The sequence below is a fragment of the Paenibacillus sp. TY11 genome, from assembly GCF_059772165.1.
The window spans coordinates 79,649-103,973 of the sequence record NZ_JCBAIQ010000003.1 but is presented as its reverse complement, the minus strand read 5'-3'; the positions used below and the strand labels follow the sequence as shown (position 1 = coordinate 103,973).

Below are 24,325 nucleotides of genomic sequence, written 5' to 3'. Positions count from 1 at the left end.
TACGCTCCTTTGGCTAACATGCAGCAAAATCTTTATTTACAGGTTGATTGTTGCACTTATAGATCTACATACTATTTAACATGAACGTGAAATGCTGAATTTATCCATCAAAAGGATTGACAAGATACATTATGTATCATAAATTTATAATAAAAATACGATATGTATCTATTAAAGTGTCTTGAGCAGAGGTAGAGGAGGAATTTTCTTGATTGAAAAGCAAGGCGGAGGGCTGGTATTTCTGTTGAGTGTCCCTCGAAGTGGAAGCTCGCTGCTTACCGCCATTTTGCAAAACCATTCCCGCCTGTTTGCCACGCAGGAAATGTGGTTTCTGCTCAGTTTATATGATCTTCCTCAGTCACATGCACGGCCATATGGAGGAACCGGAATACTCCGGCAATTTTTTAAAGGTATGGTCCCTCCGTATGTATTGGAGCAGGCGTCCCGTTCTTATGCACTTGAGATATATAATGGTCTGCTTCAAGGAACAACAGCAGATATGCTTATCGACAAATCCCCGCGTTACTATACAATGCTTGAATTTATAGACCGATTATTCCCTGCTGCCCGCAGGGTGTGGCTGATCCGGAATCCTTTGGCCATCGTGGCCTCATTCAAAAAGGTCAATCAGCTACGGGGTGGACGTTTTCAACTGCTGGAGGAACTGGGGAGTCCGCATTTTAATATGAAAATGACGGATATTACGGTTGGTTTGTTCCGATACGCTCATTATTTTGCCACACCTCATCCACTTGCATACCCGCTTATGTATGAACAGCTCGTATCCAATCCAACGATGGAGATCGAGAAGTTGTGCGGTTTTCTGGGGATCCATTATGAGCCGGGGATGGAAAAGTACGGGGATTTTGCGGAAACGCCCAAATCCAGTCTGTTTTATAGTATGGGAGCGGGTGATCCGTTCGTAGTGGAGCATGAACAGGCGCATCAGGATTCGCTACATAGCTGGCAACATCTGTTGAGTAAAATGGAAATTGAGCTGTATTGCAGAAGCATTGGATCCCGCATGTTTAGGCAGCTTGGTTACGGAGATGCGTTGGAACAGGCTGAGCAGATGACTGGAGTCCGTTTTGAAGATGAGCCGGATGTAGAGCTGTTGAGTCGACGTACACACCAATTTTTGCAACAAAGCGGCTTTGAATGGAAGACAGCTTATCGGATGCTGGAAGAACAAGATGCAGATAACAGAGAACTCGTGATAAATGCAACCCATCATGCTGCACCTTACGACCCGGCAAGGATGGATATGGCACAGATCGTGAACGATAGACGGATCCAATCACTGGAAAACAGGTTGGCACATAGCTATGAGGAGCGGAACCGTCTTATCGCTCAGCTCCAAAGCTATCAACGCCCAAATCAAGGTCTCCGGTCTCGCAGCCTCTTTGCCCGTAAGCTCGGGCGCTGGGCGTCTCTAGCGTTATCAAGTATCGGAAAAGAAAAAGGAGGAAGAACGTGAGTGCGATTGCCGGAATCTACAGCTTTGGGCATGAGTCCGTATGCACCGAAGAAGGCGGGAAAATGATGCAAGCCTTGCGAAAATATCCCGCTGACCGCGTATGCGCTTGGTGTGAAGGCTCCATTTTTTTAGGCTGTCATGCCCAGCATGTGACCCCGGAATCTGTCCATGAGCGTCTTCCCTTCTATGATGAGCTAAGAGATTTGGCAATCACGGCGGATGCGATTATCGACAATCGTTCCGAGCTGTTTGAACGGCTGGGAGTTGAGCATGAGCGGCGGCAAGATATCACGGACAGCGAGCTGATTTTGCTGGCATATGACAAATGGGGAGTGGATGCAGCTGTTTATCTGATAGGTGATTTCGCCTTTGTCATTTGGGATGCCAAGGAACATCGGTTATATGGCGCTCGAGATATGACAGGAAATCGTACGCTGTACACCTACCAACATGACCGAGGATTCGCGTTTAGCACGGTAGTAGCTCCGCTTTTGGCCCTGTCCTCTCTGAGAAAAGAACTGCATGAACCGTGGCTGGCCGAATTCTTGTCCATCCGTGCGATGCAGGAATCCGTCGACATTGGGACGACCGCCTACAAGCATATAAACCAGCTTCCTCCTGCACATTGGTTCACTATGGAGGAGGGAAAGCGAACCCTTCATAAATATGCATGTCTGGAAGCGGTAGAGCCGCTGCGGCTCAAAACAGGGGGCGAGTACATAGAAGCTTTCCGCGAGGTGTTCGCACAGGCGGTCACTGCCCGATTACGGACGCATCGCGCCGTAGGGGCTGCCTTGAGTGGGGGGCTGGATTCCGGAGCAGTTGCCAGCTTTGCCGCGCCATCGCTGCACTTGCAACAAAAGCCGCTGTATGCCTACAGCTATGTGCCTGTTCAAGATTTTACAGATTGGACACCGCCTACATTGCTGGCGAACGAACGAAGCTATATTCAGTCTACGGCGCGCTATGTGGGCAACATTCACGAAAATTATATGGATTTTGAGGGGAAAAGTCCGTTTTCAGAAATTGATATTTGGCTTGAACTGATGGAAGCTCCCTACAAATATTTTGAAAACTCCTTCTGGATCAGAGGTTTTTATGAAAAAGCACAGGAGCACAATGTCGGTGTACTGTTGACCGGGGCACGAGGCAATTTTACCGTATCGTGGGGCCCTGCACTGGACTATTATGCCCGTCAGTTTCGTCGTTTGCACTGGTTGCAATCCTTTCAGGGATTGTGGCGGTACAGCAAGCTTACGGGCAGGCGTATGTCTCATCTACTACCCATGATGTTGAAAAAAGCGACTTCTCTTGAATCCCGTTCATGGCTGCGGCGTGGCAATCGGAGTCCTGTTCCTTCACTGATTCACCCGGAGTTTGCCAAACGGATGAATGTAGAAGATATTCCTGTATTGAGCGGAACAGGTTGGATGAAAAATGCCGATCAGACAAGAAAAGAGAAGTTCTCAAATTTGGCGATTGCCAACAAAAATGGTATGGTCGCGACCAAACTTTCATTACGTTATGGCCTGTGGGAACGTGATCCGACTGGGGACAGCCGGGTAATTCGCTTTTGCTTATCGGTGCCTTTTGAGCAGTATGTGCAAAACGGTCGGGACCGTGCCCTTATCCGTAAAGCCATGCGTGATCATCTACCTGATGATGTTCGGTTGAACCAGCGGGTACGCGGCGTGCAGCCTGCAGATTGGCTACATCGTATGCTTCCTTGCTGGGATACGTTTATGGGAGAGCTTCAACTGATGTGTCATGATTTACGAGCCGCTGAATATCTCAATATTGAGTTTATTAAGACGGCTATGGCAAAACTTCGCCACCCCCGCCCCGAGCAAGCATCTGATCCAAATATACGATTACTAATGCATAGCCTGATCGTGTACCGTTTTCTCTGTGGATTGAACTGATTTGAACCTATCCGGTCAGACAGTTCGCCATTCGTTGGAGGGGAGGTGATGAGATGAGTAAAAAAGAATGGCAGGAACCGACGATAGAAGTGCTGGATATTAACCAGACCATGGCGGGTGAAGGCTGGAAACAGATTGATTGGGTGTCCGACCACGATGCCGATCTCCGTAATCCAAGCTAGCAAGATAGTTATACATGAAGCCTATGTTAGCTGAAAGTCAGAAAGCTGGGCCGATAACGATTGAATGAACGAGAATAGCATGATCCATTGAACTCGTATTCAATACAAAGCCGTCTTTATTTCTTTCGGGTTAGAGGTTTTGCTCAAAGAAATAAAGACGGGATTTTTAAGGACAGAGGGGTGAGTCCTATCGTGCATGACAGGAGTGCAAATGTTAGTTGGGCGAAATATACAGCCTTTGGACTCAGGATTGCCAGTGAGCTGAATCTACCTGAGCTGATCTTGGCAGCGCCGGGAGCGGTAGAGGATGTAGTCGTTCGACAGGCTGATTTGACTGTTTGGAGTGATCAGCTAGAACAGGCCAATTTTGTGATGCAGGGTGAGCGCTTTATGTTCCAAATACCGGGTACGGCCATTTATGCCGTCAGGGAAGGCAAGGAGATCGAGGTAAGCATATTCCCCGGGGCCGATCCTGACACCGTGCGGCTGTTTGTACTGGGTACATGCATGGGCGTTCTGCTGATGCAAAGACGGATATTACCTATTCACGGAAGTGCGGTCGTCATCGGGGGGAGGGCCTACGCATTTGTGGGTGAATCTGGTACGGGGAAATCGACGCTGGCCGCTGCTTTTAGGCAGGCAGGTTATCAGATGGTCAGTGATGACGTTATTGCTGTAAAAGCTACGGCTTCTGAAGCCATCGTTTATCCGGCTTATCCGCAGCAAAAGCTAGGGCTGGAAAGCTTGCTCCAACTGGAGGCTTTACGGGAGAACAAGTATATACGCAAAAGAAAGCACATGCTTTCCCTAACTGACGGCAATCCTGTGATGCCACAATACGGAGATCTGCGGAAGCTTGCAGGTGAGCTAAATAAATATGCCGTGCCCGCCGTGGATGAATTTTATAACGATCCGCTTCCCCTGGGGGGCGTATTCGAGCTTGTGGCAGATTCTCCAAACTATGAGTTGATGCGCGAAGGGGAGCTAGTGGCGGTTACGGAACAGCCCTTGAACGTACTGGAGTGCTTGCATATATTACTACAGCATACATATCGTAGGGTGACCATTCCTCGCATGGGTTTGGGTGAGTGGTATTTTGATACGGCTGCCCGAATGGCTCGGAAAGTGGAGGGCTGGCGGGTGCTGAGGGATAGCTCCGCCTTTACTGCGTCCGAGGTTGTACAACGGGTACTTGATATCATTCGTAAGGAGGAAAATAGCTATGGCAGCTACTAATCCAGCTAACGATCATTATCGCGTCATTTACGGTGAAGAGGTCTATGTTAGTGATATGGACGGAGAAAAAGTGATGATGAGCATTAATACTGGTAAATATTATAACTTAGGCTTCACAGGAGGACGAATCTGGGAACTGGCAGAGTCCGGTCCTTCCCTTGGAGATATTGTAACTGTCCTGACGAATGAATATGAGGTGGACGAGGAACAGTGCAAACAGCAGGTACATACCTTTGTGGCTGAATTGGAGCGAGAAGGACTGCTGAAGCTCCTGCGGGAGACGGTCTAACATGCGGATACAACGGCTTCTTCTCCTGCCTCCAGAGGTCAGGAGATTGTTGCCGGAAGCCTGGCTGGAGCTGGGATGGGCGAGGTTTCGCCAGCGTCGTTCTTTTGGGGATTACTCAGGGAGTTGGGGCATATGTATGGAAGAAACCCCCTGGCAGTGTGATGTCGGGCAGGAGAAGTCCATTCGTCAGATTTCACACGCTGTGGAGCTGGCAAGCCGTTATACTCCGTGGCGCAGTAGTTGTCTTGTACAAGCAGCTGCCGCGATGACGTTGCTGGGGCGCAGAAAACTGGACTGCACGCTGTATCTGGGCACAGCCAAAAATGCTGCGGGACGCTTGGCAGCACATGCATGGGTACGTAGCGGACCGATTTATGTAACGGGAGAACGGGAGATGGGAGCATTTACTGTGGTGGGGATATTCGGGAGACGTGCTACGACGGCTACAAATACGAAGATGGCGGATAAAGGCAGTTCTTTGCTTTAGTGCGATGAGACAAAAGAATGTTCAAAGAATCGAAGGAGAAGAATGCATGCCCACCAAGTCTGTTTTGGAACTTGCGAATTGGAATGAGGATCAGGAATTAACGTTATTACTTTCTCTGCTTCGAAAAGACGTTACTCTTTCGCAGGATACGTTTGCTGCTACCCAACTGCATGAGATGGATTGGGCCCGCTTGTTGCGTCTGACAGAACACCATCGAGTGGTACCTACGGTGTATCTCCAACTGAAAACGTTGAATCATCCGTTCATTCCCGCAGAATTGCTGCGAAACCTTCAGGCGCAATATCATCGAAACACGCTGCGTATGCTCCATCTTCAAGCAGAAGCCGGGCGTCTGACCAGGCTGCTCGTAGCTCATGGTATCCGTGTGCTTATGCTGAAGGGGCCTGCTCTGGCGCAGCAATTGTACGGGGATGTTTCTATGCGTACCTCCAAGGACATAGATTTACTTATTGCCCCGGACGACATGGATGAGGCGGAGCATTGGATGAAGGAAGCCGGGTATAGATCCAAGAGCGGAGAAGTGCGTGTCCTTGGCAGTTGGAAGTGGAAGGATCATCATGCGTCCTTCCTACATCCGCAAAAGCGGGTAGAGATCGAGTTGCATTGGCGGCTTCACCCCGATGGGGGTGGGGAACCCTCTTTTGACGAGCTGTGGAACTGCCGACAAATGGGTAAAGCAGCAGGAGCCAGTCGGATGGTACCGTTGGCATCTGCCGACAACAGGACAGCGATGACGTCCTGTATGTACACACTTGGCAGCGAGCATCAATTTTTGTACTTGAGCGCACACGGAGCGCGTCACGGCTGGTTCAGGCTGCGCTGGCTGGTTGACATCGACAGGCTTGCGGTGCGCGATGTCAATTGGGAGGCGCTACTGCCGCTATTGCGCCGCTACGGGGGCCTGCCTGCTGGCGGGCAGGCTTGGGCGCTCGCTGCTGCACTGTTGGGTACGCCGATACCGGAGCCGATGCGTCCGGTATCGGCTACCCGGCAGGCGCGCAGGCTCGCGATGAGTGCGCTGGCCTTCATGCAGGCCAGCGTACCCGCGCCGTACCCGGTTGCCAACGGAGCGGGTACAGGCAGACTTGCTCCGTCAGAGCTGCTGCAAAGCATAGCTTTGACGGAGCAAGCGGAGACCGCCCCTTCGGGTGGCGGTGCTTCAGTTAGCGGAGCCTCTGGCGAAGCTGCTTTGTACGCTGCCAGTGACGCTGCTGGCAGCGCGAAAGACGTCAGTAACGTCACAGAAGACACGGTGAATACAGTGAACACTGCAGTGAGCAGTCTCACCAGGGCAGTAAGTGCTGCTACAGTCGCTTCGAGCCCTGCTGGAGCTGGAGCTACAACAACAGCGGTCACCTCTCAGCAGGTTAGCCGCACTTACTTGCTTTCCTTAAAGGAGCCAAGACACAGACTATGGTACCTCATCAGCCGTTTGTTTCCTTCTACGGGGGATTCGGCCGTTTTTCCACTGCCTCGCCAGCTGCATTTTTTATATATCCCTTTACGTCCATTTCTTTGGCTGAAGCGGCGATTTTCAAAGCACTGACCCGATAAGGAGTGTGCATTATGGTTCACCTGCGATTATATATGACCAAGCTGTATAGCGTGAACGGCGGTGCGTTATTTCTCAATATTGGATGTATGATCATCGTCAGCCTGCTGGAGGGTTTTGGCATTTATATGCTTGTTCCTATGCTGGCAGCCATCGGCGTATTTGTCGGTCATTCAGGGATGCCATTTCTGTCTGATGGATTTGATCACTTTTTTCCGTACATTCCTAAAAGCTGGCTGTTGCCGGGGATGTTGATGGTTTTTGTAGTGCTGCTTACAGGGCAGGCTTTGCTTCAACGTTACCAATCCATCCTGAACTCGCGGATTCAGCAGTGTTTTATGCGTTCCCTTCGAATAGACGTATACACTTCCTTTATGAAGGCGCAGTGGGCTTTTTATTTGCGTCAGCGTAAATCTGATTTTAGCCACGTGATGACGACCGAGCTGGCGCGTGTCAGTCAGGGAACGAATTTGCTTCTTCAACTCACCACAGCCGTTATGTTTACGCTGATCCAGATTGCGCTGGCTTTTTGGTTGTCCCCCTCTTTAACCGGGCTGGTATTCCTGAGTGGATTGGGGCTGTTTGTCGTGTTCCGCCGCTCCATTCGAAATGCCAAACAATTAGGTGACCGTACCACTGAGCTGTCGCAGGTTTATTTTGCCGGAATTACGGATCATATGAACGGAATGAAAGATATTAAAAGCAATCTGCTGGAAGCCGCGAATATAGATTGGTTTCGCTCACTGACGCAACGCATGGAGGATAATACGACCCAATTTGTCCGGCAAAATGCTACCACACAGTTCTTTCATCGCACCGCGGCAGCTGTTTTTGTAGCTTGTGTCATATTTGTGTCGCTGCAGTGGCTGCATGTTACACCTGAAAAACTGATTGTACTGATTCTTATATTTTCCCGCTTATGGCCCCGATTTGCTCTTATTCAAGCGAGTCTGGAATATATCATGTCTATGATCTCTGCTTTTGAAAGTGTAACCAAGGTGCAACAGGAGTGCGAAGCTTTCTCAGATCCGTCGTTGATTGGGCTTATATCCTCTGAGAATCGCGTTCCATCCGATTCATCGGTACTCAATCTATCTGTATCTGTACGGGAACCCCTGTCCCTTCGTAATGGGATTGAATGCCGCGGTCTGGATTATCGCTACGATGGTGCAGAAGAGCCTGCGCTGCGTCATATTAATTTGTTCATACCCGCCCGGGGAATGACAGCCATTGTAGGGAAATCGGGAGCGGGTAAAAGTACAATGGTCGATGTCCTGATGGGTTTTTTACGTCCAACTGGGGGGCAGATTAAAATAGACGGACGTGTTCTGGACGACGAATTGTTGCCACAGTGGCGGCAGTCGTTTGGATACGTATCACAGGACCCATTTCTGTTTCATGCGACTGTCCGCGAAAATTTGAAGCTGGCGGATAGGGATGCTAGCGAGCAGCAGCTATGGGAGGCGTTACATTTTGCTGCTGCCGACAGCTTTGTTGCCAGACTGCCCGAAGGGCTGGACACGGTCATTGGAGATCGCGGGATTCGTCTGTCTGGAGGGGAACGTCAACGGCTGGTATTAGCGCGGGCTGTCTTGCATCATCCTCCGGTACTCATACTGGATGAAGCGACAAGTGCGCTGGATGGTGAGCATGAAGCCGCAATTCAGGCAGCACTGGAGCGGATGAAAGGTCAAATGACGTTGATCGTCATCGCTCACCGCCTGTCGACCATCAGACATGCAGATCAAATTGTCGTACTGGATCAAGGTGAAGTCATACAACAGGGAAACTACCGCCAACTGGTTCAAGAGGAGCGGGGGGCGTTCAGTCAGCTACTATCGTATCAAAGCAGTGTCACCGCCACCCCTTAGCTAGACTTTTTTGTAACTCGGCTCAAGTTTCTTTACGTTTGGCGGTGCTTCTTTTCTTTTTGACTGGAGTCGGAGAGATGTCATCGCCTGCCACCGCCTGCTGTGCTGTCGGGGCTGCTGGTTTACGCGGGCGTTTTTTCGCAGCAGGACCGGGATCGGTAACGACAGGCTTCACTGCCTCGATGCTGGCCTGAAGGGCGGCCATTAAATCCACCACATTGGTCTGTGGCTGTGTTGGGGCGATTCGCACTTCTTCACCAGCCACTTTATGCTGGATGAGATCCAGCAGACGCTCTCGATACTGATCCGTATACTTGGCTGCATCAAAAGGTGTAGATAGCTGCTCTATCAGCATTTTTGCCATGGTCAACTCCTTCTCTTTAACCTCCTCCTGTCCCGGTAAGTTAGGAACTTGAGCGATTGGACGAATTTCATCCGGGTAGAACATCGTCTCCACCGCCAAACATTCATCCAACACTCGAATAGCCGCCAGGCTGCTTTTAGAGCGGATGGAGATTTGGGCAATCCCGATTTTTCCGGTATCCTTCATCGCATTCATGAGCAGCTTATACGCATTGGAGCCAGCCTGATCCGGGGACAAATAATACGTTTTCTGAAAGTAAATCGGATCAATTTCCTGCAAATCTACAAAATCCAAAATGACAATATTTTTATCCGCTTGTCCGCTAACTTGCTCCAGTTCTTCCTTGTCGAACATGACAAATTTTCCTTTTTCATATTCGTAGCCTTTTCCAATTTCCTCCCATTCGACCTCCTTGTCACAAACGGGACACTTTCGTACATAGCTAAGTGGGCTTCCACACTGCTTATGAATGTAGCGCATGGAAATGTCCTTATCCTCCGTAGCTGAAAACATTTTAACTGGCACATGAACCAGCCCAAAGCTGATCGCGCCTTTCCAGACTGTATGCATACCGCCAATCCTCCTTTTTTTAGTCCGCATTTTGTATCCTTCGATTCCAACGCCTTGGCTGTGAGCATATCCATTTTTCACTTAGATTTTTCACTTAGTATGCTTCGGAGAAAGGAATGTATGAGGTGTAAAGAAAAGAGCAAGCCAACTAATCTGCCTTCTGAGGTATGACTACATCGCATAACACAATGATATGAAGTTGTTAAGTTACATTAGTTATATTAAGATAAGGGATAACCAACGATTTTGACATTTTATAAGAAAGGAGTGTTCATGTCATGAAGAAAAGATCATTAAACTTTATATCTTTTGGATATGGATACTCTACTGCTGTTTTTTTCTAAAATCATTTTTATTGGTGGAGTCTGCCTAAAAATGGTTAGAAGAAACGGTAGAAAAATTTTAAAATGACGAGGTCGATTAAATGAAAAATGAAAAAATAACTAGAAAAAACCCGGCAGGTATGCCGAAACCAGTAGGGAATTACACACATATAACTAAAATTCCCAGAAAGCTTTAACCTACAAATCAGCAATACTTTTAATAACATTAAATCAGTTTTGGACGCCGAACAATTAACCGCTGACAATATTATAAAAGTAAATGTATGGGCAACTGAGCAGATAGATTGGGATTACATGTATTCCCAATGGGAAAAGTTATTCGGGAATGATTATCCTGCAATGACTATCGGCTACCTTACTGCTCTAGGATTGCCTGAAATAAAAATTGAAATTGAAATTTGGGCAGCTAAAGCCTAAAAATAATACGTACGTCATTTATGGGATGGAATCATAGATAGCCCCGGTCTTCGTGAGAAGCTGGGGCTGTTTTATGTTTAAATTCACGAAAAATGTACATCCGTCGTCGCAAGCAAACGCACTAAACGATTACCGAGCATCGCATAGTGATGAGCTATCCGCATCTGCATCCTTCGATTCCAACGCCTTGGCTGTGAGCAAATCATTTTTTATGCTTCGTACAAAGGATTTGTATGAGGTGCAAATGAAGGCTGCGAATTCTCGTCGCCTACGCATGGTTGGAGCAATTTTAGTGCATAGTAAGGCATATTCGATTCAGAAGGAGGTACACAATTTATGTCCGAAAAATCCTATCCTCGGCAGATCAGTCATCGTGTGGGTCAAAGTCATATCGCTTTTCGGGGGCACGCCGCAGGCGAACAGGATGCATTGCCACCCGAGTTTGCCCTTTCCCATGGAATCCAGCCGCCTTTTCCCGTAGCTGTGGGTCATGTGGATTTGGAGGCTGTGGTTTCAACTTCGCCTTCTCATAGCATCCCTTCACTGGACGTTGAACGGATTATAGATGAGGACTAGGTCTCACCTATATTTCTAAATTGATACACACAAAAACAATCAGCAGGGGGAAAACAGCATGAACGTAGAACGAGCAAAAGCCATTTATGATTCATCCGAAAATATTGACGTACAATTGGATGGAAAACCGATTTGGATTGAGCATGTAGATGAAGCGAACGGTATGGCAACTGTACAGATAGGTAGCAGACCCGGCAATACCCAAACCGTTCGTGTGGATCGTCTGGAAGAACAATAGGAGATGGGCAACAAACAGATTTTTTCACATAGTATGGGGTGTAGGGTGGCTTGATCTTGGACAGCTGTAGGCTTTCATCGTAGAATGCTGCTTGAATGGTCCCGCTCCAACCCCAAAAGGCTCGCAATTGCTCAATGAGCAATTAGCGAACCTTATTTGTAGCAATGAAATGCTGTTTTGATCCCTGTCTTACAAACAGGGGTCAGTCTCTATCTCCCCTTAAGGGCTTGTTCCGTTCCCATGACTTCACACTGCAATGGCCTTCAAATGTGGTGAAACCATCAGCTTAGCCTCTGTAGCCATTTGAACGTCTTCCACCGACAACCCTGGAGCAATTTCCTTCAGCAACAGCCCTTTACCCGGAATAACATCGATGACAGCCTTTTCGGTTACTATGGTCTTTACAACATTTACAGCGGTCAGGGGCAGCTTGCATTGTTTCAGTATTTTCGGCGCTCCATTTTTGTTCACATGCTCCATGGCTACAATCACTCTCTTGGCTCCGACCACCAAATCCATGGCTCCCCCCATGCCCGGCACCTTTTTCCCTGGGATCATCCAGTTAGCAAGGTTGCCATTCTCATCGACCTCCAGAGCACCCAGAACGGTGATGTCCACATGCCCTCCGCGGATGATGGAAAATGAAAGCGAACTGTCGAGAAAGCAGGCTCCTTTCACGGTAGTAACGTAGTTTCCGCCTGAATCGATACAATCGAGTCTTTCTTTTCCCGGAGCTGCTTTGGGGCCAACGCCGACAATTCCGTTCTCCGCCTGCAGCATAATATTAACGTTATCAGGGATGTAGTCCACCGCCATTGTAGGCAATCCAATACCAAGGTTGACCACTTCGCCATCCTTGAATTCCTGGGCTATTCTTCGAATAATTAATTCTCTGTTATTCATGGTCTCCACCTACCTTTACAATCGCGTCAACAAATATTCCGGGAACGTTGATATGATTGGGGTCAATATCTCCCGTCTTTACGTATTCGTCTATCTGAGCAACTACATATTCGGCTGCGGTAGCCATAACCATATTGAAGTTGCGTGATGAGCCGTTGATGACAAGGTTCCCCGCTTCATCAGCCTTATGGGCTTTAATTAATGCCACATCGGCTTTGAGCGGCAGTTCGAGCAAGTATTCCTTTTCATCAATTTTGATTTTCTGTTTTCCTTCCTCTACAATGGTGCCTACACCTACAGGAGTTAAAATACCGCCCAGCCCGGCTCCCCCTGCGCGTATTTTTTCAGCGAGCGTGCCTTGCGGGAAGAGTTGAACCTCGGCTTCTTTCGTCATAAGGAGTCTTCCCGTTTCCGGATTGGAGCCGATATAGGATGCAAAAATTCGCTTTACTCTGCCGCTTTTAACAAGTCTATAGATAGATAATTCCGGTGTGCCTGTATCATTGGAAATAATCGTAAGATTGTCGGCGGAATTTGTGTCGACAAGCGCACGCACCAACTCCTCCGGAAAGCCTCCTTGCAGAAAACCTCCGACCATCACCGTGCTTCCGTTTTTGACCTTCTTAACTGCTTCTTCAGCGGAGATTACTTTGTTATTCATGGTTCCTTCTCCTTATATATATTTTTAGGAAGGCAAACTTTATTGGAGATAATCGTAGAGGACTCTTCCATATGGAAGAGTTAAATCAGCAATAAAATGTTTTCCGCCAATATAAGCTTTAACCGGCAAATCTGCCACAGGAGCATTGACATGGGGGATCAGGCTTAACCTGGCAGGCCCTGACCAGGCGCCTTTTACAGTAATGTTCTCGAGATTATACGCTACTAACTGAGCGATTTTGGGGGTACCGTCAACATCAGGAATTAATTTCAAATTAACTTGCGTTTTTGCGATGGCTTTAGCCGTTTCTTTTTCATCAAGAATGTTATATTTGAAAGGCATGGTTCCCATGGCCACCAGGACGTGATTATAATGCAATGTACCCGTCAGAGTCTCCGTATCCTCAACGATCAGGCGAGGCTTTGCCCATTTTTTCGGAAATCCCCAGACTTCACGTCCCCCAAGAATAGCAGGCGCGTTATCCAAATACATTTGGGCAACAAAATTGCAGGGTTCTCCATGAAAAGTACACGGAATGACAATACCGCTTTCCTCATAGCAGCCTAAACCGGAAGAATCGGGCATCTTGATCCATTCATAGGAAACCGTGTTGCTTCCATCCGGCTGAAGAGGTTCCGGGACCGCCTGTCTAATCGCAGCGGGGTCGGTTTCATAGGTAATGATAAAAAATTCCCGGTTGATGAAGCGGTATGGCGGGCGCCCGTAGCTGCCGCTGGCCGCAGGCATAGATTGGAGTGAAAGTACATCTTTTTGATTCATAGCGATCTCCCTTCCTTTTAAGAGATAGTTCTAAAAGTCATCCTGAACACGCACTTTAAATGAGCGCATTTTCAACCAGCATGGCTATTCCCATTCCTGTTCCGATGCATAACGAGGCTATGCCGTAGCGTGAAGATCTTCGCACCATTTCGTGAACCAACGTAGTCAATATCCTAGCACCGCTGGCACCGACAGGATGCCCGATTGCGATTGCGCCGCCATTGACATTCACCTTCTCCGGACTGACCCCTAGCTCTTTCACTACCGCTAATGCTTGTGAGGCAAACGCTTCATTAATTTCAAAAAGATCAATGGCATCGATGGATATAGATATACCTTGCTGCTTAAGAAGTGTCGAAATGGCTTTCACTGGCCCCATTCCCATATATGCAGGGTCAACGCCAACAAGTGAATAACCCTTGATATATGCCAATGGCTTTAATGCATGTTCCTTGCATTTGTCTTCCGACACTACAAGCACGGCCGCCGCGCCATCATTGATTCCTGAAGCATTTCCGGCGGTAACCGTCCCGTTCTCCTTAAACGCAGGTTTTAATTGAGAAAGTTTTTCTTGCGTTGTATTTCCTCTTATGTGTTCGTCCTCTGTGAAAGAAATAGTTTCTTTTTTGGTTTTGATCATGACCGGAACAATTTGTTCTTCAAAAAGCTTCTTGTTTTTTGCTTCTACGGCTTTTAGCTGGCTTTGATAGGCAAATTCGTCCTGTTCAAGTCTTGAAATTCCATATTTCTCGGCAACATTTTCTGCGGTAATTCCCATATGGTAATGGTTGATCGGGCACGTAAGACCGTCGGCCACCAGGGAGTCTACCAACTCACCGTTGCCAAGTTTGTAGCCGTTTCTTGCATTCCTTAGCAGGTAAGGGGCATTCGACATGCTCTCCATGCCTCCGGCCAAGACGATGTTGCCTTGTTCAGCCAATATTGAATTGTAAGCTAAAGCAACGGCATGAAGTCCTGAACCGCAAACCGTGTTTATCGTTGTTTCGGGTACATCAATAGGGATACCGGCTTTTAGTGCCGCCTGTCTGGCAGGATTTTGGCCATTGCCCGCCTGAAGAACATTTCCCAAATAAATCTGATCGATCAAAGAAGGCTCTAATTTACTTTGCTGAAGGCATGCTGTCATCACAGTTGCTCCCAGTTCAGGAGCGCTTAGAGGCGCAAGGGTTTTGTTAAAAGAGCCGACCGCTGTTCTCAACGGGCTTACTAAAGCTACTTTTTTCATTAAAAACTCACATTCCTTTCGCTGTGTTCAAGACACAATACATCCATGATTGCAATTCAATTGGTAATTTCCGTTCTTACTTACGAAACGCAACGACTGCAAGGTACATTTGCATGCGGGCATATCATGGTGCCTAAGATGGAGAGTGTGACGGTTCGATCGCCTTCTTTCTTACATTGGAAATTAAAACCAGTTTCATCATAGTCCCAATGCAGATTTTGCTCAATGTTCAAATATATACATATATCTATATACATTTGTTTATAAAGCCATATACTCCAAAATATATAGGCCATTCTAATGTTTTCTGTTAATTTCTTGGTTTTTCTGAAAATAATGATTATCAATTGGATTTTATGTTAAAAATGAAATTTCCAATCAACACGTGAAAAAGTTTTCTTCGCAAATGGCATCTAGCTCATCGCTGAGAAATAAAAAAGCCCTCCCTATGCAGATTCATAACCGACTTATAGCACCTAAAAAAACAGGCATTGATTATGTAGAATCCATATACCTGTGTTAGAAATAGCATTGACGTTATAACGTCAGTGTTTTTTATTCTGTGGTTTTTGGGGTAAACAAAAAAGAAGCCGACTTGCTTGAAAGCAATCGGCTTGGAACGTAAAAGTTTCACTTCAACAACTCACGAAAAATGTACATCCGCTGTCGCAAGCAAACGCACAAAACGATTACCGAGCATCGCATTGTGATGAGCTACAATTTGTTCGCCACTCAGCACCTTACTATCAAAAGTACTATGTGCATCTGATACAAGCACATTGTTCTGGTATCCCAGACTATAGGCGCTTCGGCAAGTCGTATCGAGACAAAACTCGGTCTGCATCCCGGCAATAATCAGCTGATCGGCTCCCAATTCCTTGAGTACGTGTTCCAATTCGGTTTGATAAAAGCTGTCCCAGGACGATTTACGGACAATTCGTTCATGGGGAAGAGGACGCACCACGTCGGCTATAGCCCAGCCTACACTGTTTTCCCGGAAATCCTCATCCGCTTCATCGGTATGCTGCACAAAAATCACTGGTGTACCTGCAGCTCTGGCTTTGGCCAAAAGCTGTTGCAAATGCGCTACAACTTCCTGCTCACGATACAGCTTCTCATCATACATGAACATAGCTTGCTGAACATCAATAATGAGTAGAACGTTTTGTCCCATCGGTTCATTCCCTCCCTGTGTGTATCACCTAACTTACAATAGCATGTCTTCATGCCTTGCGGCGACATAAGGTGAACTATATAATAAAGAACAAGTTGGAACGGTCCGATTCGGACGAAAGGTGATTAAATGATATGACAATTTCGCAGGAACAGTTTACGTTCCGTTCTGTCTCAGAGGCACAGACCGGGGCTTTGGCAGGTTTTTTGGCAGCCCAGGCGGTTCCCGGAACGGTGATTGTGCTGGATGGAGATCTGGGAGCGGGTAAAACTGCTTTTTCCAAGGCTTTTGCCAGCCATTTAGGTGTGCCGGGTATCGTAAATAGCCCAACTTTTACCCTCATTAAGGAGTACGAAGGCCGATTGCCTTTGTATCACATGGATGTGTACCGGATTACCCAGGACGAGGCGGAGGATCTCGGGCTGGATGAATATTTTTACGGGACAGGAGTATGTCTGGTGGAATGGGGTAGTATTATACCGGATATGTTGCCGGAGCAGCGGCTTCACATGTATATAGAAACAACGGATGTGGGGGAGCGCCTGATTCACCTGACCGGGTACGGCGAGCCTTATGAACAATGGTGCCGCAGTTTGCGGGAGAATGGAGTTTGAACCATGCAAAGAGAGCATACAGATGTGAATGTAAAGCCGCGTGAGCGGTTTTTGGCGTTAGATACAGCGACGACCGTGATGGCGGCTGCCTTGATGAACGGAAGAGAGCTACTGGGAGAAAGCAACATCTATGGCGAACGTAATCACTCAGTGCATGTGATTTCCGAGCTGGAACGGCTGCTGAACGAAGATGGGCTGACACGAGATGATGTAGATGGCATTGCAGTAGGTGTCGGACCGGGTTCTTACACCGGTATCCGGATTGCGGTGACCGCAGCCAAAACACTAGCTTGGGCCTGGGGCATCCCGGTGACGTCCATATCCACTTTACAGGCTTTGGCGTGGGGTGGTTGGAATCGCGGCATTGAGATGAAGGGGCAAGAAGATAAAGCTGAGTTTGTGAATAACGGTCCGTCCGGAGCGAAGGCAGGAGACTGGGTTGTGCCTGTGCTGGATGCGCGCCGTGGTCAGGTTTACACGGGGCTGTTCGCCATGAATACAGTTGAGGACACCGAGAGCCCGCAACGGCTGGAGCCAGATGCAATCCGGTTGATGACCACTTGGACCGATGACTTGCTGCAACGGCTGGAGGCTTTGCCTTCTGAAGAGCGTCCTCCGGTCATTTGGCTAGTCGGTGAAACGGCGGTTCACGCCGAAACAGCCGAGCGCCTGCGTGCATGGAGCGAGCTTCGTATCGTACCTTATGAGCTGGAAGGAAGATGGGTTGGCCGCCTTGGGGCGGATAAGCTGCTTCGTCAGGAACATGACGAGCTACATACGCTGGTTCCGAATTATACCCAGCTGGCGGAGGCGGAAGCCAATCTGCTTCGTCAGCGCTGAAGAGAGCGGTGAACAACATGGCAAAGAACATACAGCGGGAAGAAAAGCTTGAGTTTCGCTTGATGCAACTGGATGATATTCCCGATGTGCTGGAGATTGAGCATGAAGCGTTCACGCTGCCGTGGACGGAGGAAGCATTCCGCAATGAGCTGACGATGAATCATTTCGCTAAATATATGATTATGGAACTAGACGGACATGCCATTGGTTACGCAGGCATGTGGACGATTATGGATGAGGCCCATATTACGAATATTGCGGTTCGTGAGGCTTATCGCGGACGCAAGCTTGGGGACAAGCTGTTGGATGAGCTGATGCAGACCGCCTCTTATTTAGGGATGGAACGTATGACGCTGGAGGTTCGGGTAACGAACCGGATCGCTCAGGGATTGTATGAGAAAAAAGGCTTTAAGCCCGCAGGTGTGCGCAAAGGCTATTATTCGGATAATAATGAGGATGCCGTGATCATGTGGGCGGATCTTCCCGCTCATGGGGCATCCGGTGAACAGGAAGGAAGCGTGCAGAAGCAATGACGCAAGAGGAAAAAGCAGGTACAGGCTCCGCCTCCGGCGAGCCTTGCTATATACTGGCAGTGGAAACGAGTTGTGATGAGACGGCTGTTTCCGTCGTGAAAAATGGCACAGAGGTGCTTTCGAATCTGATTTCGAGTCAGATTGAAACACACAAAGCCTTTGGCGGTGTTGTGCCAGAGGTGGCATCGCGCAAACATGTGGAGAGCATCACCTACATGCTGGACGAGGCCATGCAAACATCGGGAATTACCCCCCGCGAGATTTCGGCGGTTGCCGTGACACAAGGACCAGGACTGGTTGGCGCATTGCTGGTAGGTATTGTTGCCGCCAAGAGTGCTGCTATGGCGTTCGGCAAGCCGTTAATCGGGACGCACCATATAGCGGGACATATTTATGCGAATCAGCTGGAGCATGATATCGTATATCCGTGTATTGCTCTCGTTGTGTCGGGAGGGCATACAGAGCTGGTGTTGATGGAGTCCGAAGGTCATTTTCAACTCATTGGTCGTACAAGGGATGATGCGGTGGGGGAAGCCTACGACAAAGTAGCGCGAGCGATTGGATTTCCGTATCCCGGCGGTCCGCATGTGGATCGTGTGGCCCATGAATCGGAAGAAGTTGTTACTTTGCCGCGTGCATGGCTGGAGCCGGATTCTTATGATTTTAGCTTTAGCGGTTTGAAATCTGCCGTGCTGAATGTGATTAACCAGACGAAAATGCGCGGTGAAACCGTTCATGCCGGAGCGATCGCAAGAGGCTTTCAAGAGTCAGTCGTAGAGGTGCTGGTGGAAAAAGCGATTCGTGCCATGCGTGAATACGGTGCGAAGCAGCTGCTACTTTGCGGCGGTGTTGCTGCTAATCGCGGACTACGTACAGCATTGCGGGAGCGCTGTGAGCGTGAAGGAATTGAGCTACTTGTACCATCCATGAAATATTGCACAGATAATGCAGCGATGATCGGTGCCGCGGCATATGCCAAGTGGAAGCGCGGAGAATTTACCTCATTGGACATGAAAGCTGATCCAGGGCTGTCTCTGGAAGAGTGGTCTGTTCAAACTTAATTGAAGAAGAATAGGCAGGACACGGCACATTTGAGGTCGTGTCTTTTTTTGTTCCGCTCTATAAAATAATAAAAATATAAATTCAAGAGGACAAAATACAGGAGTTTGAGCAAATGAATTGCAGCATCTCATTCTCCCGCATTATTCGTCACAATCGTTCACGATTTTTCATGATTCATCAAAAAAATCTGAAGTTTTGATATTGCCCGAACAATGATGTGATTTGTCAAGTTGTGAACAAAGTTATCCACATACACCCTTTGAAATGTGGATAATCAAGCTCGAAGCAAGCAGGCTAAGACTTTTTGGAGATAGCAAGTTGGGGGATATTTAACACCTTTAGCTCTTGTGAAATCTGTGGATAATGTGGATAAAAGGGTGGATAAATTTGGTTTTCATTTGAAAACGGCTTTTTATCAATAAAAAAATGGCCTAAAAGGCCATTTTTCAAAATCATTCGTAAACATAAGCTGTGGATAATGTTGTGTGCAAAAAGATAGATGAGGAAAATGTGAAATTTTTAAGGCTAAGATTTTATGCAGTAGCTTTTATTCCTCTAACAGTTCCTCCCAAGACGCATAGGTTTCAGTCAATTCCTGTTTATGGGTGTCGAGTTGTGCTTGAATATCCTGAAGCGCCGTATAATCCTGATAAATCTCAGGCAGGGTCATTTGTTCCTCCAGCCCTAAAATTTGTTCTTCCAGCGTTTTGATCTGGTTTTCCAATGCCTCCAGCTTGCGTTGACGGCTGCGTTCCTCGCTTTTGGCTTGTTTGTCTGCCGCATAGGTGGCCGCGCGTGATTTGGGCGTGGTCTCGTCTGTCACGGATGCAGAGGCAGTCGATGGTTTGCCGCGTGTGGCCTGACTTGCCTCCAGAGCTTCCTGCGCTATTTCCTCCAACTCCTGTTTTTTGGCTACATAGTCATCATAATTCCCCAGGAAATGTTCTATCCCTCCAGGATGAAGCTCAATGACACGTTCCGCCATTTTGTTCAGGAAATAACGGTCATGGGAAATGAACAACAGCGTACCGTCATAGTCCATCAAAGCAGCTTCCAGCACTTCCTTGCTAAACAGATCCAGATGGTTGGTAGGCTCATCTAGAATTAATACGTTGGCTTCGCGCAGCATCAGCTTAGCCAGAGATACGCGGGCTTTTTCCCCGCCGCTTAATGCAGCTACCTTTTTCAGTACATCATCACCGCTAAACAGGAAATTACCCAGCACTGTACGTATCCGTGCTTCCTCCATATGAGGGTACTCGCTCCACAACTCCTCCAGTACGGTATTGGCGGGGTTCAGGTTCGTCTGCTCCTGGTCATACAGACCGATTTTGATTTTCGTGCCCCAGTGGATGGATCCGGCAGCAGGTTTAAGTGATCCGGTCAGACATTTGAGCAACGTCGATTTCCCGATCCCGTTCGGACCAATCAGAGCTACCGTATCTCCACGTTTTAAGTCGAACGATGCGTGCTGGAATAAAGGCTTCTTACCTTCATACCCCACGGAGAGATCGCGCACCTCCAGCACTTCCTTACCTGACATATGGGCTGTTTCAAAGGAAAAATGAGCCTTTTTCAAATCCCCCATGGGTCGATCCATACGCTCCATTTTATCTAGCTGCTTGCGACGGCTTTGAGCGCGTTTGGTCGTGGAAGCTCGCACGATATTACGTTGTACGAATGCTTCTAAACGGGCGATTTCTCCTTGTTGCTTTTCGTAATGCTTAAGATTCGTTTCGTACTCGGCAGCCTTTAACTCCATGTAGCGGCTGTAGTTGCCTGTATATCGGGTGGAACGATGGCGTTCGATTTCAATAATAGTCGTTACCAGTCGATCCAGAAAATATCGGTCATGTGATACGACCAGCAGAGAGCCGGAGTAGCCGCGCAAATAGTCTTCCAACCAGGTCAGTGTTTGAATATCCAGATAGTTGGTAGGCTCATCGAGCATAAGTACATCTGGGGCGAGCAGTAGGATGCGCGCTAGCGCAAGCCGAGTTTTCTGTCCCCCGCTCAGGGTAGCTACAGGCGTCTCAGGTGCAAATGAGCCAAAGCCCATGCCGTGCAGCACGCTGCGAATACGGGTCTCCATTTCATAACCGCCGTGATCCTTGAACCAGTCTGATCGTCGTGCATAGCGTTCAAGCAGATCTGCGTAGCGTTTTTCGTTTTGAGCATTGGCCGAGTCGGCGATTTCCTGCTCCATTTGCCGCAGTTCCCGTTCCGCTTCGATCAGCGGAGTGAACACCAGCATCATTTCTCCCCAGATAGAACGGTCAGAATTCAAGCCGCTGTTTTGCGCCAAATAACCGATGCTGGTCTCCTTCGCCTTGAAAATTTGTCCACTGTCATAGGATATTTCACCAGCAATGATTTTGAGCAGGGTCGATTTGCCGGCACCGTTCACACCTACCAATCCAATGCGTTCACGTTCCAATATTTGAAGGTTAATCCCGTTCAGAACGGGCTCAATTCCATAGGATTTTGTAATTCCGGTTACTTGCAATAGCATAGCGTATCGTTCCTCCATTACATTTTGCACAGTTCTCCCTGCTTTCTTCGCAGGTACCTTCCTTCCAGTTTACATGAAATTACCCACTATTGCACTGCTATCACCCCGTAAACCCTTGAGCCGCGTGTAGTCAATTTGTATAAACAATGATAAACTTAAACGAGAAGTGAAAAAGAATGAAAAAAACTTGCAACGTACAGCACTTACTGACAAATGAACCAATAGTAACGTTTTAAATCATTATCGAAGATTGTGCGGGAGGGCGGATGTATGGATGTCTATAATGTGAAGAACGCGCTGCGCTTGCAGCAACGGGAAGCGCGGGACTCCATGGACCCGCTGACAAGGCAGAAGGCATCGGCTGTGGCCTGTCGGCATGCAATCGAGGCATGGGAGCAGCTTAGAATAGACAGAAACGGGGATAAGCTAACATTATTTAGCTATCTCTCTTTTGGCAGCGAGATTTCGACGACCCCCCTCATTGAGCATTGCTGGTCACAGGGAGATCGTGTCCTGGCTCCAAGAGTGAACCCGGTAACCCGGACCATGGAGCTGAGGGAGATGGATCTGCACGGGGATATTGTGCCCGGTATATGGAACATCCCTGAGCCTGCGCCCACATGCGAGGAATGGTCGCCTGAAATGTGGGCGGGAATCGACTGGGTTGTTGTGCCAGGCTTGGCCTTTGATCGTCGTGGGGGCAGGATCGGCTACGGCGGAGGCTACTATGACCGCTTTACCGTACAGGTAGAGGCAGAGAAGCGTAACAACGGCTGCGCGGGTCCGCTTTATGTCTCGCTGCTGCTGCCGGGACAATTGCTGGAGCAGGTGCCCATGGAGCCAAGGGATTTGCGAGTGGACGTGCTGTTTACTCCAGAAGGGCCCTTAGATTGTGATCATGCAAAATCGACTAATGATGAATGAAGCAAAGTTGGGTATGTGAAAGGAGCTGTGAGGGAGTCGTGGATTCCTTTACTCATTTTAACGAACAGGGACGGGCTCGTATGGTAGATATTTCGGGTAAAACGTCTACGATTCGTACAGCAGTCGCCGTGACTCAGATTACGATGAACCCGGCTACATTGACGGCTGTAAAAGAAGGAAGAATCGGCAAGGGCGATGTTCTTGCTGTGGCCCAGGTCGCAGGGATTCAAGGCGCGAAAAAAACATCGGACTGGATTCCGATGTGTCATCCGCTGGCCCTGACAGGCGTGAACATTACTTTTTCTGATAATGGACATGATGTGCTTCACATTGAAGTTGAAGTGAAGACTGAGGGCAAGACAGGTGTAGAAATGGAAGCTTTGACAGCGGCTTCAGCCGCAGCGTTAACCGTGTATGATATGTGCAAGGCGCTGCAAAAAGATATGATCATCGGCCCTACCATGCTGCAATCGAAAACAGGTGGCAAGCATGGGGATTTTCAAAGGGAGGACCACCGGGAACCTTGACATAGACAACATTGTCGCCGAGAGGGTACTGTGATGTGATGGAGGATGCAGCGTGGCTGTTTCTGATTTTCAGAAGAGAAAGTATTCTTTCATGATAGGAGAAGGGTGATCTTATGGTGTGGAAAACGGCGATCCTGACAGCCAGTGATAAAGGGGCAAGGGGAGAGCGTGAGGATACAAGCGCACAGGTCATCCGGGAACTCATCGAAGAAGAACTGGGCGGAGAGATTGTAGAATACCGGATCGTTCCCGATGAACCGGATGAAATTATTGCAGCTTTAATCGAAATGACTGACTATTTTCATGCAGACCTGGTGCTAACTACGGGCGGAACCGAGCTGGCGATCCGTGATGTGACACCCGAGGCGACTCGGCGGGTCGTGGAACGGGAAGTGCCAGGCATGGCGGAAGCCATGAGAATGATCGTGATGCAGAAAAATCCGGCGGCCATGCTATTCCGTGGAATTGTGGGGATACGCGGACGTACACTGATCGTCAATTTGCCAGGAACGCCCAAAGGTGTGCATGAAAATTTGGCGGCGATTATGGATCAACTCCCGGAAGCGTTGCTTATGGTGACAGGCCAGTTCCGGTAGAAGGCAGCACATCGTGTGTGGTATGATACCTGTAAGAATTTATAAGGCCATATACGGGCGAAGGTTCTTATTTTGTCCGTCAACATAAGGAGGATTACTACACATGCCCAATATTGGAGCACCGGGTTATATTTTGTTGATTATTCTGGCGCTGCTGCTATTTGGTCCGAACAAGCTGCCTGAGCTGGGTCGAGCTGTAGGGCGTACATTCCGTGAGTTTAAAAACGGGGCACGCGATATTTTATCTGAAGATGAACGGACTGAGCGTAAAGACAGCAAAGATAGCGTGGTCAAAGCATCGCAAACGACGTCTTCAGAAGTTCAGCCTCAGTCTGAAGATAAACGCTTGTCATAGATTTAGTTATTAATTCTTCATGCTTGTACAATGAACAAGAGCCTCTTCTTCA

Annotated in this window: 25 protein-coding genes and 1 pseudogene; 19 read left to right on the top strand and 7 right to left on the bottom strand. The window is 48.3% G+C overall.

Annotation, left to right across the window (positions count from 1 at the left end; genetic code table 11):
- Nucleotides 1-208 precede the first annotated feature (208 nt).
- From AC6EJC_RS04725 to AC6EJC_RS04690, 8 genes are all read left to right on the top strand, one after another.
- The gene (locus AC6EJC_RS04725) at nt 209-1,477 is read left to right on the top strand and encodes a sulfotransferase family protein (RefSeq protein ID WP_444952957.1); all 1,269 of its coding nucleotides are present in this window, start codon (nt 209-211) and stop codon (nt 1,475-1,477) included.
- Nucleotides 1,474-3,399, top strand: a complete 1,926-nt coding sequence (locus tag AC6EJC_RS04720; RefSeq protein WP_444952956.1) for an asparagine synthase-related protein — start codon at nt 1,474-1,476, stop codon at nt 3,397-3,399. Before AC6EJC_RS04725 ends, AC6EJC_RS04720 begins: the two co-directional genes overlap by 4 nt.
- Nucleotides 3,400-3,452: 53 nt before the next feature.
- Nucleotides 3,453-3,581, top strand: coding sequence for a paeninodin family lasso peptide (locus AC6EJC_RS04715; protein ID WP_444952955.1), 129 nt, complete (start codon nt 3,453-3,455; stop codon nt 3,579-3,581).
- A 192-nt stretch (nt 3,582-3,773) separates the two neighbouring features.
- Complete coding sequence (locus AC6EJC_RS04710; RefSeq protein ID WP_444952954.1) at nt 3,774-4,817, top strand: serine kinase; 1,044 nt, start codon at nt 3,774-3,776, stop codon at nt 4,815-4,817.
- On the top strand, nt 4,804-5,106 hold the full coding sequence (locus AC6EJC_RS04705) for a lasso peptide biosynthesis PqqD family chaperone (protein ID WP_444952953.1): 303 nt from the start codon (nt 4,804-4,806) through the stop codon (nt 5,104-5,106). The genes AC6EJC_RS04710 and AC6EJC_RS04705 overlap by 14 nt, the downstream gene beginning before the upstream one ends.
- A 1-nt stretch (nt 5,107) precedes the next feature.
- Complete coding sequence (locus tag AC6EJC_RS04700) at nt 5,108-5,593, top strand: lasso peptide biosynthesis B2 protein (protein ID WP_444952952.1); 486 nt, start codon at nt 5,108-5,110, stop codon at nt 5,591-5,593.
- A gap of 46 nt (nt 5,594-5,639) precedes the next feature.
- Complete coding sequence (locus AC6EJC_RS04695; protein WP_444952951.1) at nt 5,640-7,160, top strand: nucleotidyltransferase domain-containing protein; 1,521 nt, start codon at nt 5,640-5,642, stop codon at nt 7,158-7,160.
- Between the two features lie 20 nt (nt 7,161-7,180).
- Nucleotides 7,181-9,037: an ABC transporter ATP-binding protein gene (locus tag AC6EJC_RS04690; protein WP_444952950.1), complete on the top strand. Its 1,857-nt coding sequence runs from the start codon at nt 7,181-7,183 to the stop codon at nt 9,035-9,037.
- A 22-nt stretch (nt 9,038-9,059) separates the two neighbouring features.
- Here the strand turns inward: AC6EJC_RS04690 and ku are convergent, their stop codons facing one another.
- The gene (gene ku, locus AC6EJC_RS04685) at nt 9,060-9,971 is read right to left on the bottom strand and encodes a non-homologous end joining protein Ku (RefSeq protein ID WP_444952949.1); all 912 of its coding nucleotides are present in this window, start codon (nt 9,969-9,971) and stop codon (nt 9,060-9,062) included.
- Nucleotides 9,972-10,395: 424 nt separating this feature from the next.
- Between ku and AC6EJC_RS04680 the strand changes: the two are divergent.
- The 3 genes and pseudogenes from AC6EJC_RS04680 to AC6EJC_RS04670 all read left to right on the top strand — a co-directional run bounded on the left by AC6EJC_RS04680 (nt 10,396) and on the right by AC6EJC_RS04670 (nt 11,546).
- Nucleotides 10,396-10,732, top strand: a pseudogene (locus AC6EJC_RS04680) (RidA family protein).
- Nucleotides 10,733-11,068: 336 nt separating this feature from the next.
- Nucleotides 11,069-11,308, top strand: coding sequence for a hypothetical protein (locus tag AC6EJC_RS04675; RefSeq protein ID WP_444952948.1), 240 nt, complete (start codon nt 11,069-11,071; stop codon nt 11,306-11,308).
- Nucleotides 11,309-11,366: 58 nt separating this feature from the next.
- Entirely contained in the window at nt 11,367-11,546 is a 180-nt protein-coding gene (locus AC6EJC_RS04670) for an H-type small acid-soluble spore protein (RefSeq protein ID WP_444952947.1), read from the top strand.
- A gap of 246 nt (nt 11,547-11,792) precedes the next feature.
- Here AC6EJC_RS04670 and AC6EJC_RS04665 read toward each other — a convergent pair whose 3' ends face one another.
- The 5 genes from AC6EJC_RS04665 to AC6EJC_RS04645 all read right to left on the bottom strand — a co-directional run bounded on the left by AC6EJC_RS04665 (nt 11,793) and on the right by AC6EJC_RS04645 (nt 16,310).
- Nucleotides 11,793-12,449 (bottom strand): 3-oxoacid CoA-transferase subunit B, encoded by a 657-nt coding sequence (locus tag AC6EJC_RS04665; protein ID WP_444952946.1) that lies wholly within the window; start codon nt 12,447-12,449, stop codon nt 11,793-11,795.
- Nucleotides 12,442-13,110 (bottom strand): CoA transferase subunit A, encoded by a 669-nt coding sequence (locus tag AC6EJC_RS04660; protein WP_103048893.1) that lies wholly within the window; start codon nt 13,108-13,110, stop codon nt 12,442-12,444. Before AC6EJC_RS04660 ends, AC6EJC_RS04665 begins: the two co-directional genes overlap by 8 nt.
- Before the next feature lie 39 nt (nt 13,111-13,149).
- The gene (locus tag AC6EJC_RS04655; protein WP_444952945.1) at nt 13,150-13,890 is read right to left on the bottom strand and encodes an acetoacetate decarboxylase; all 741 of its coding nucleotides are present in this window, start codon (nt 13,888-13,890) and stop codon (nt 13,150-13,152) included.
- 55 nt (nt 13,891-13,945) lie between these two features.
- Entirely contained in the window at nt 13,946-15,136 is a 1,191-nt protein-coding gene (locus tag AC6EJC_RS04650; RefSeq protein ID WP_444952944.1) for an acetyl-CoA C-acetyltransferase, read from the bottom strand.
- A gap of 643 nt (nt 15,137-15,779) precedes the next feature.
- Nucleotides 15,780-16,310, bottom strand: a complete 531-nt coding sequence (locus AC6EJC_RS04645) for a cysteine hydrolase family protein (RefSeq protein WP_444952943.1) — start codon at nt 16,308-16,310, stop codon at nt 15,780-15,782.
- 134 nt (nt 16,311-16,444) lie between these two features.
- Between AC6EJC_RS04645 and tsaE the strand changes: the two genes are divergently transcribed.
- From tsaE to tsaD, 4 genes are read left to right on the top strand one after another with little or no spacing between them, the layout of a single operon-like run.
- Entirely contained in the window at nt 16,445-16,924 is a 480-nt protein-coding gene (gene tsaE / locus AC6EJC_RS04640; RefSeq protein WP_444952942.1) for a tRNA (adenosine(37)-N6)-threonylcarbamoyltransferase complex ATPase subunit type 1 TsaE, read from the top strand.
- A 3-nt stretch (nt 16,925-16,927) separates the two neighbouring features.
- A complete protein-coding gene (gene tsaB / locus AC6EJC_RS04635; protein WP_444952941.1) occupies nt 16,928-17,764 on the top strand; it encodes a tRNA (adenosine(37)-N6)-threonylcarbamoyltransferase complex dimerization subunit type 1 TsaB in 837 nt (278 codons plus the stop codon).
- Between the two features lie 17 nt (nt 17,765-17,781).
- Nucleotides 17,782-18,297 (top strand): ribosomal protein S18-alanine N-acetyltransferase, encoded by a 516-nt coding sequence (gene rimI, locus AC6EJC_RS04630; RefSeq protein ID WP_444952940.1) that lies wholly within the window; start codon nt 17,782-17,784, stop codon nt 18,295-18,297.
- A complete protein-coding gene (tsaD, locus tag AC6EJC_RS04625) occupies nt 18,294-19,358 on the top strand; it encodes a tRNA (adenosine(37)-N6)-threonylcarbamoyltransferase complex transferase subunit TsaD (RefSeq protein WP_444952939.1) in 1,065 nt (354 codons plus the stop codon). The genes rimI and tsaD overlap by 4 nt, the downstream gene beginning before the upstream one ends.
- 548 nt (nt 19,359-19,906) lie before the next feature.
- Here tsaD and AC6EJC_RS04620 read toward each other — a convergent pair.
- The gene (locus AC6EJC_RS04620; protein WP_444953175.1) at nt 19,907-21,871 is read right to left on the bottom strand and encodes an ABC-F family ATP-binding cassette domain-containing protein; all 1,965 of its coding nucleotides are present in this window, start codon (nt 21,869-21,871) and stop codon (nt 19,907-19,909) included.
- Nucleotides 21,872-22,141: 270 nt separating this feature from the next.
- Between AC6EJC_RS04620 and AC6EJC_RS04615 the strand changes: the two genes are divergently transcribed.
- The 4 genes from AC6EJC_RS04615 (at nt 22,142) to AC6EJC_RS04600 (ending at nt 24,273) form a co-directional block, all read left to right on the top strand.
- Entirely contained in the window at nt 22,142-22,795 is a 654-nt protein-coding gene (locus AC6EJC_RS04615; RefSeq protein WP_444952938.1) for a 5-formyltetrahydrofolate cyclo-ligase, read from the top strand.
- 38 nt (nt 22,796-22,833) lie between these two features.
- Nucleotides 22,834-23,322, top strand: a complete 489-nt coding sequence (moaC, locus tag AC6EJC_RS04610; RefSeq protein WP_013309211.1) for a cyclic pyranopterin monophosphate synthase MoaC — start codon at nt 22,834-22,836, stop codon at nt 23,320-23,322.
- Nucleotides 23,323-23,435: 113 nt separating this feature from the next.
- Nucleotides 23,436-23,918, top strand: coding sequence for a MogA/MoaB family molybdenum cofactor biosynthesis protein (locus AC6EJC_RS04605; RefSeq protein ID WP_013309212.1), 483 nt, complete (start codon nt 23,436-23,438; stop codon nt 23,916-23,918).
- A 103-nt stretch (nt 23,919-24,021) separates the two neighbouring features.
- A complete protein-coding gene (locus tag AC6EJC_RS04600; RefSeq protein ID WP_444952937.1) occupies nt 24,022-24,273 on the top strand; it encodes a twin-arginine translocase TatA/TatE family subunit in 252 nt (83 codons plus the stop codon).
- The last annotated feature ends 52 nt before the right edge of the window (nt 24,274-24,325 follow it).

Excerpts from the sequence above, each read along its gene's own strand:
- AC6EJC_RS04715 (WP_444952955.1), top strand. The coding sequence starts at position 3,453 with ATGAGTAAAAAAGAATGGCAGGAACCGACGATAGAAGTGCTGGATATT.
- AC6EJC_RS04655 (WP_444952945.1), bottom strand. The coding sequence starts at position 13,890 with ATGAATCAAAAAGATGTACTTTCACTCCAATCTATGCCTGCGGCCAGC.
- rimI (WP_444952940.1), top strand. The coding sequence starts at position 17,782 with ATGGCAAAGAACATACAGCGGGAAGAAAAGCTTGAGTTTCGCTTGATG.
- AC6EJC_RS04615 (WP_444952938.1), top strand. The coding sequence starts at position 22,142 with ATGGATGTCTATAATGTGAAGAACGCGCTGCGCTTGCAGCAACGGGAA.
- tsaE (WP_444952942.1), top strand. The coding sequence starts at position 16,445 with ATGACAATTTCGCAGGAACAGTTTACGTTCCGTTCTGTCTCAGAGGCA.
- AC6EJC_RS04695 (WP_444952951.1), top strand. The coding sequence starts at position 5,640 with ATGCCCACCAAGTCTGTTTTGGAACTTGCGAATTGGAATGAGGATCAG.
- AC6EJC_RS04675 (WP_444952948.1), top strand. The coding sequence starts at position 11,069 with ATGTCCGAAAAATCCTATCCTCGGCAGATCAGTCATCGTGTGGGTCAA.
- AC6EJC_RS04690 (WP_444952950.1), top strand. The coding sequence starts at position 7,181 with ATGGTTCACCTGCGATTATATATGACCAAGCTGTATAGCGTGAACGGC.
- AC6EJC_RS04605 (WP_013309212.1), top strand. The coding sequence starts at position 23,436 with ATGGTGTGGAAAACGGCGATCCTGACAGCCAGTGATAAAGGGGCAAGG.
- tsaB (WP_444952941.1), top strand. The coding sequence starts at position 16,928 with ATGCAAAGAGAGCATACAGATGTGAATGTAAAGCCGCGTGAGCGGTTT.
- AC6EJC_RS04700 (WP_444952952.1), top strand. The coding sequence starts at position 5,108 with ATGCGGATACAACGGCTTCTTCTCCTGCCTCCAGAGGTCAGGAGATTG.
- tsaD (WP_444952939.1), top strand. The coding sequence starts at position 18,294 with ATGACGCAAGAGGAAAAAGCAGGTACAGGCTCCGCCTCCGGCGAGCCT.
- AC6EJC_RS04620 (WP_444953175.1), bottom strand. The coding sequence starts at position 21,871 with ATGCTATTGCAAGTAACCGGAATTACAAAATCCTATGGAATTGAGCCC.
- AC6EJC_RS04650 (WP_444952944.1), bottom strand. The coding sequence starts at position 15,136 with ATGAAAAAAGTAGCTTTAGTAAGCCCGTTGAGAACAGCGGTCGGCTCT.
- AC6EJC_RS04665 (WP_444952946.1), bottom strand. The coding sequence starts at position 12,449 with ATGAATAACAGAGAATTAATTATTCGAAGAATAGCCCAGGAATTCAAG.
- AC6EJC_RS04645 (WP_444952943.1), bottom strand. The coding sequence starts at position 16,310 with ATGGGACAAAACGTTCTACTCATTATTGATGTTCAGCAAGCTATGTTC.
- AC6EJC_RS04705 (WP_444952953.1), top strand. The coding sequence starts at position 4,804 with ATGGCAGCTACTAATCCAGCTAACGATCATTATCGCGTCATTTACGGT.
- AC6EJC_RS04600 (WP_444952937.1), top strand. The coding sequence starts at position 24,022 with ATGCCCAATATTGGAGCACCGGGTTATATTTTGTTGATTATTCTGGCG.
- AC6EJC_RS04660 (WP_103048893.1), bottom strand. The coding sequence starts at position 13,110 with ATGAATAACAAAGTAATCTCCGCTGAAGAAGCAGTTAAGAAGGTCAAA.
- AC6EJC_RS04670 (WP_444952947.1), top strand. The coding sequence starts at position 11,367 with ATGAACGTAGAACGAGCAAAAGCCATTTATGATTCATCCGAAAATATT.
- ku (WP_444952949.1), bottom strand. The coding sequence starts at position 9,971 with ATGCATACAGTCTGGAAAGGCGCGATCAGCTTTGGGCTGGTTCATGTG.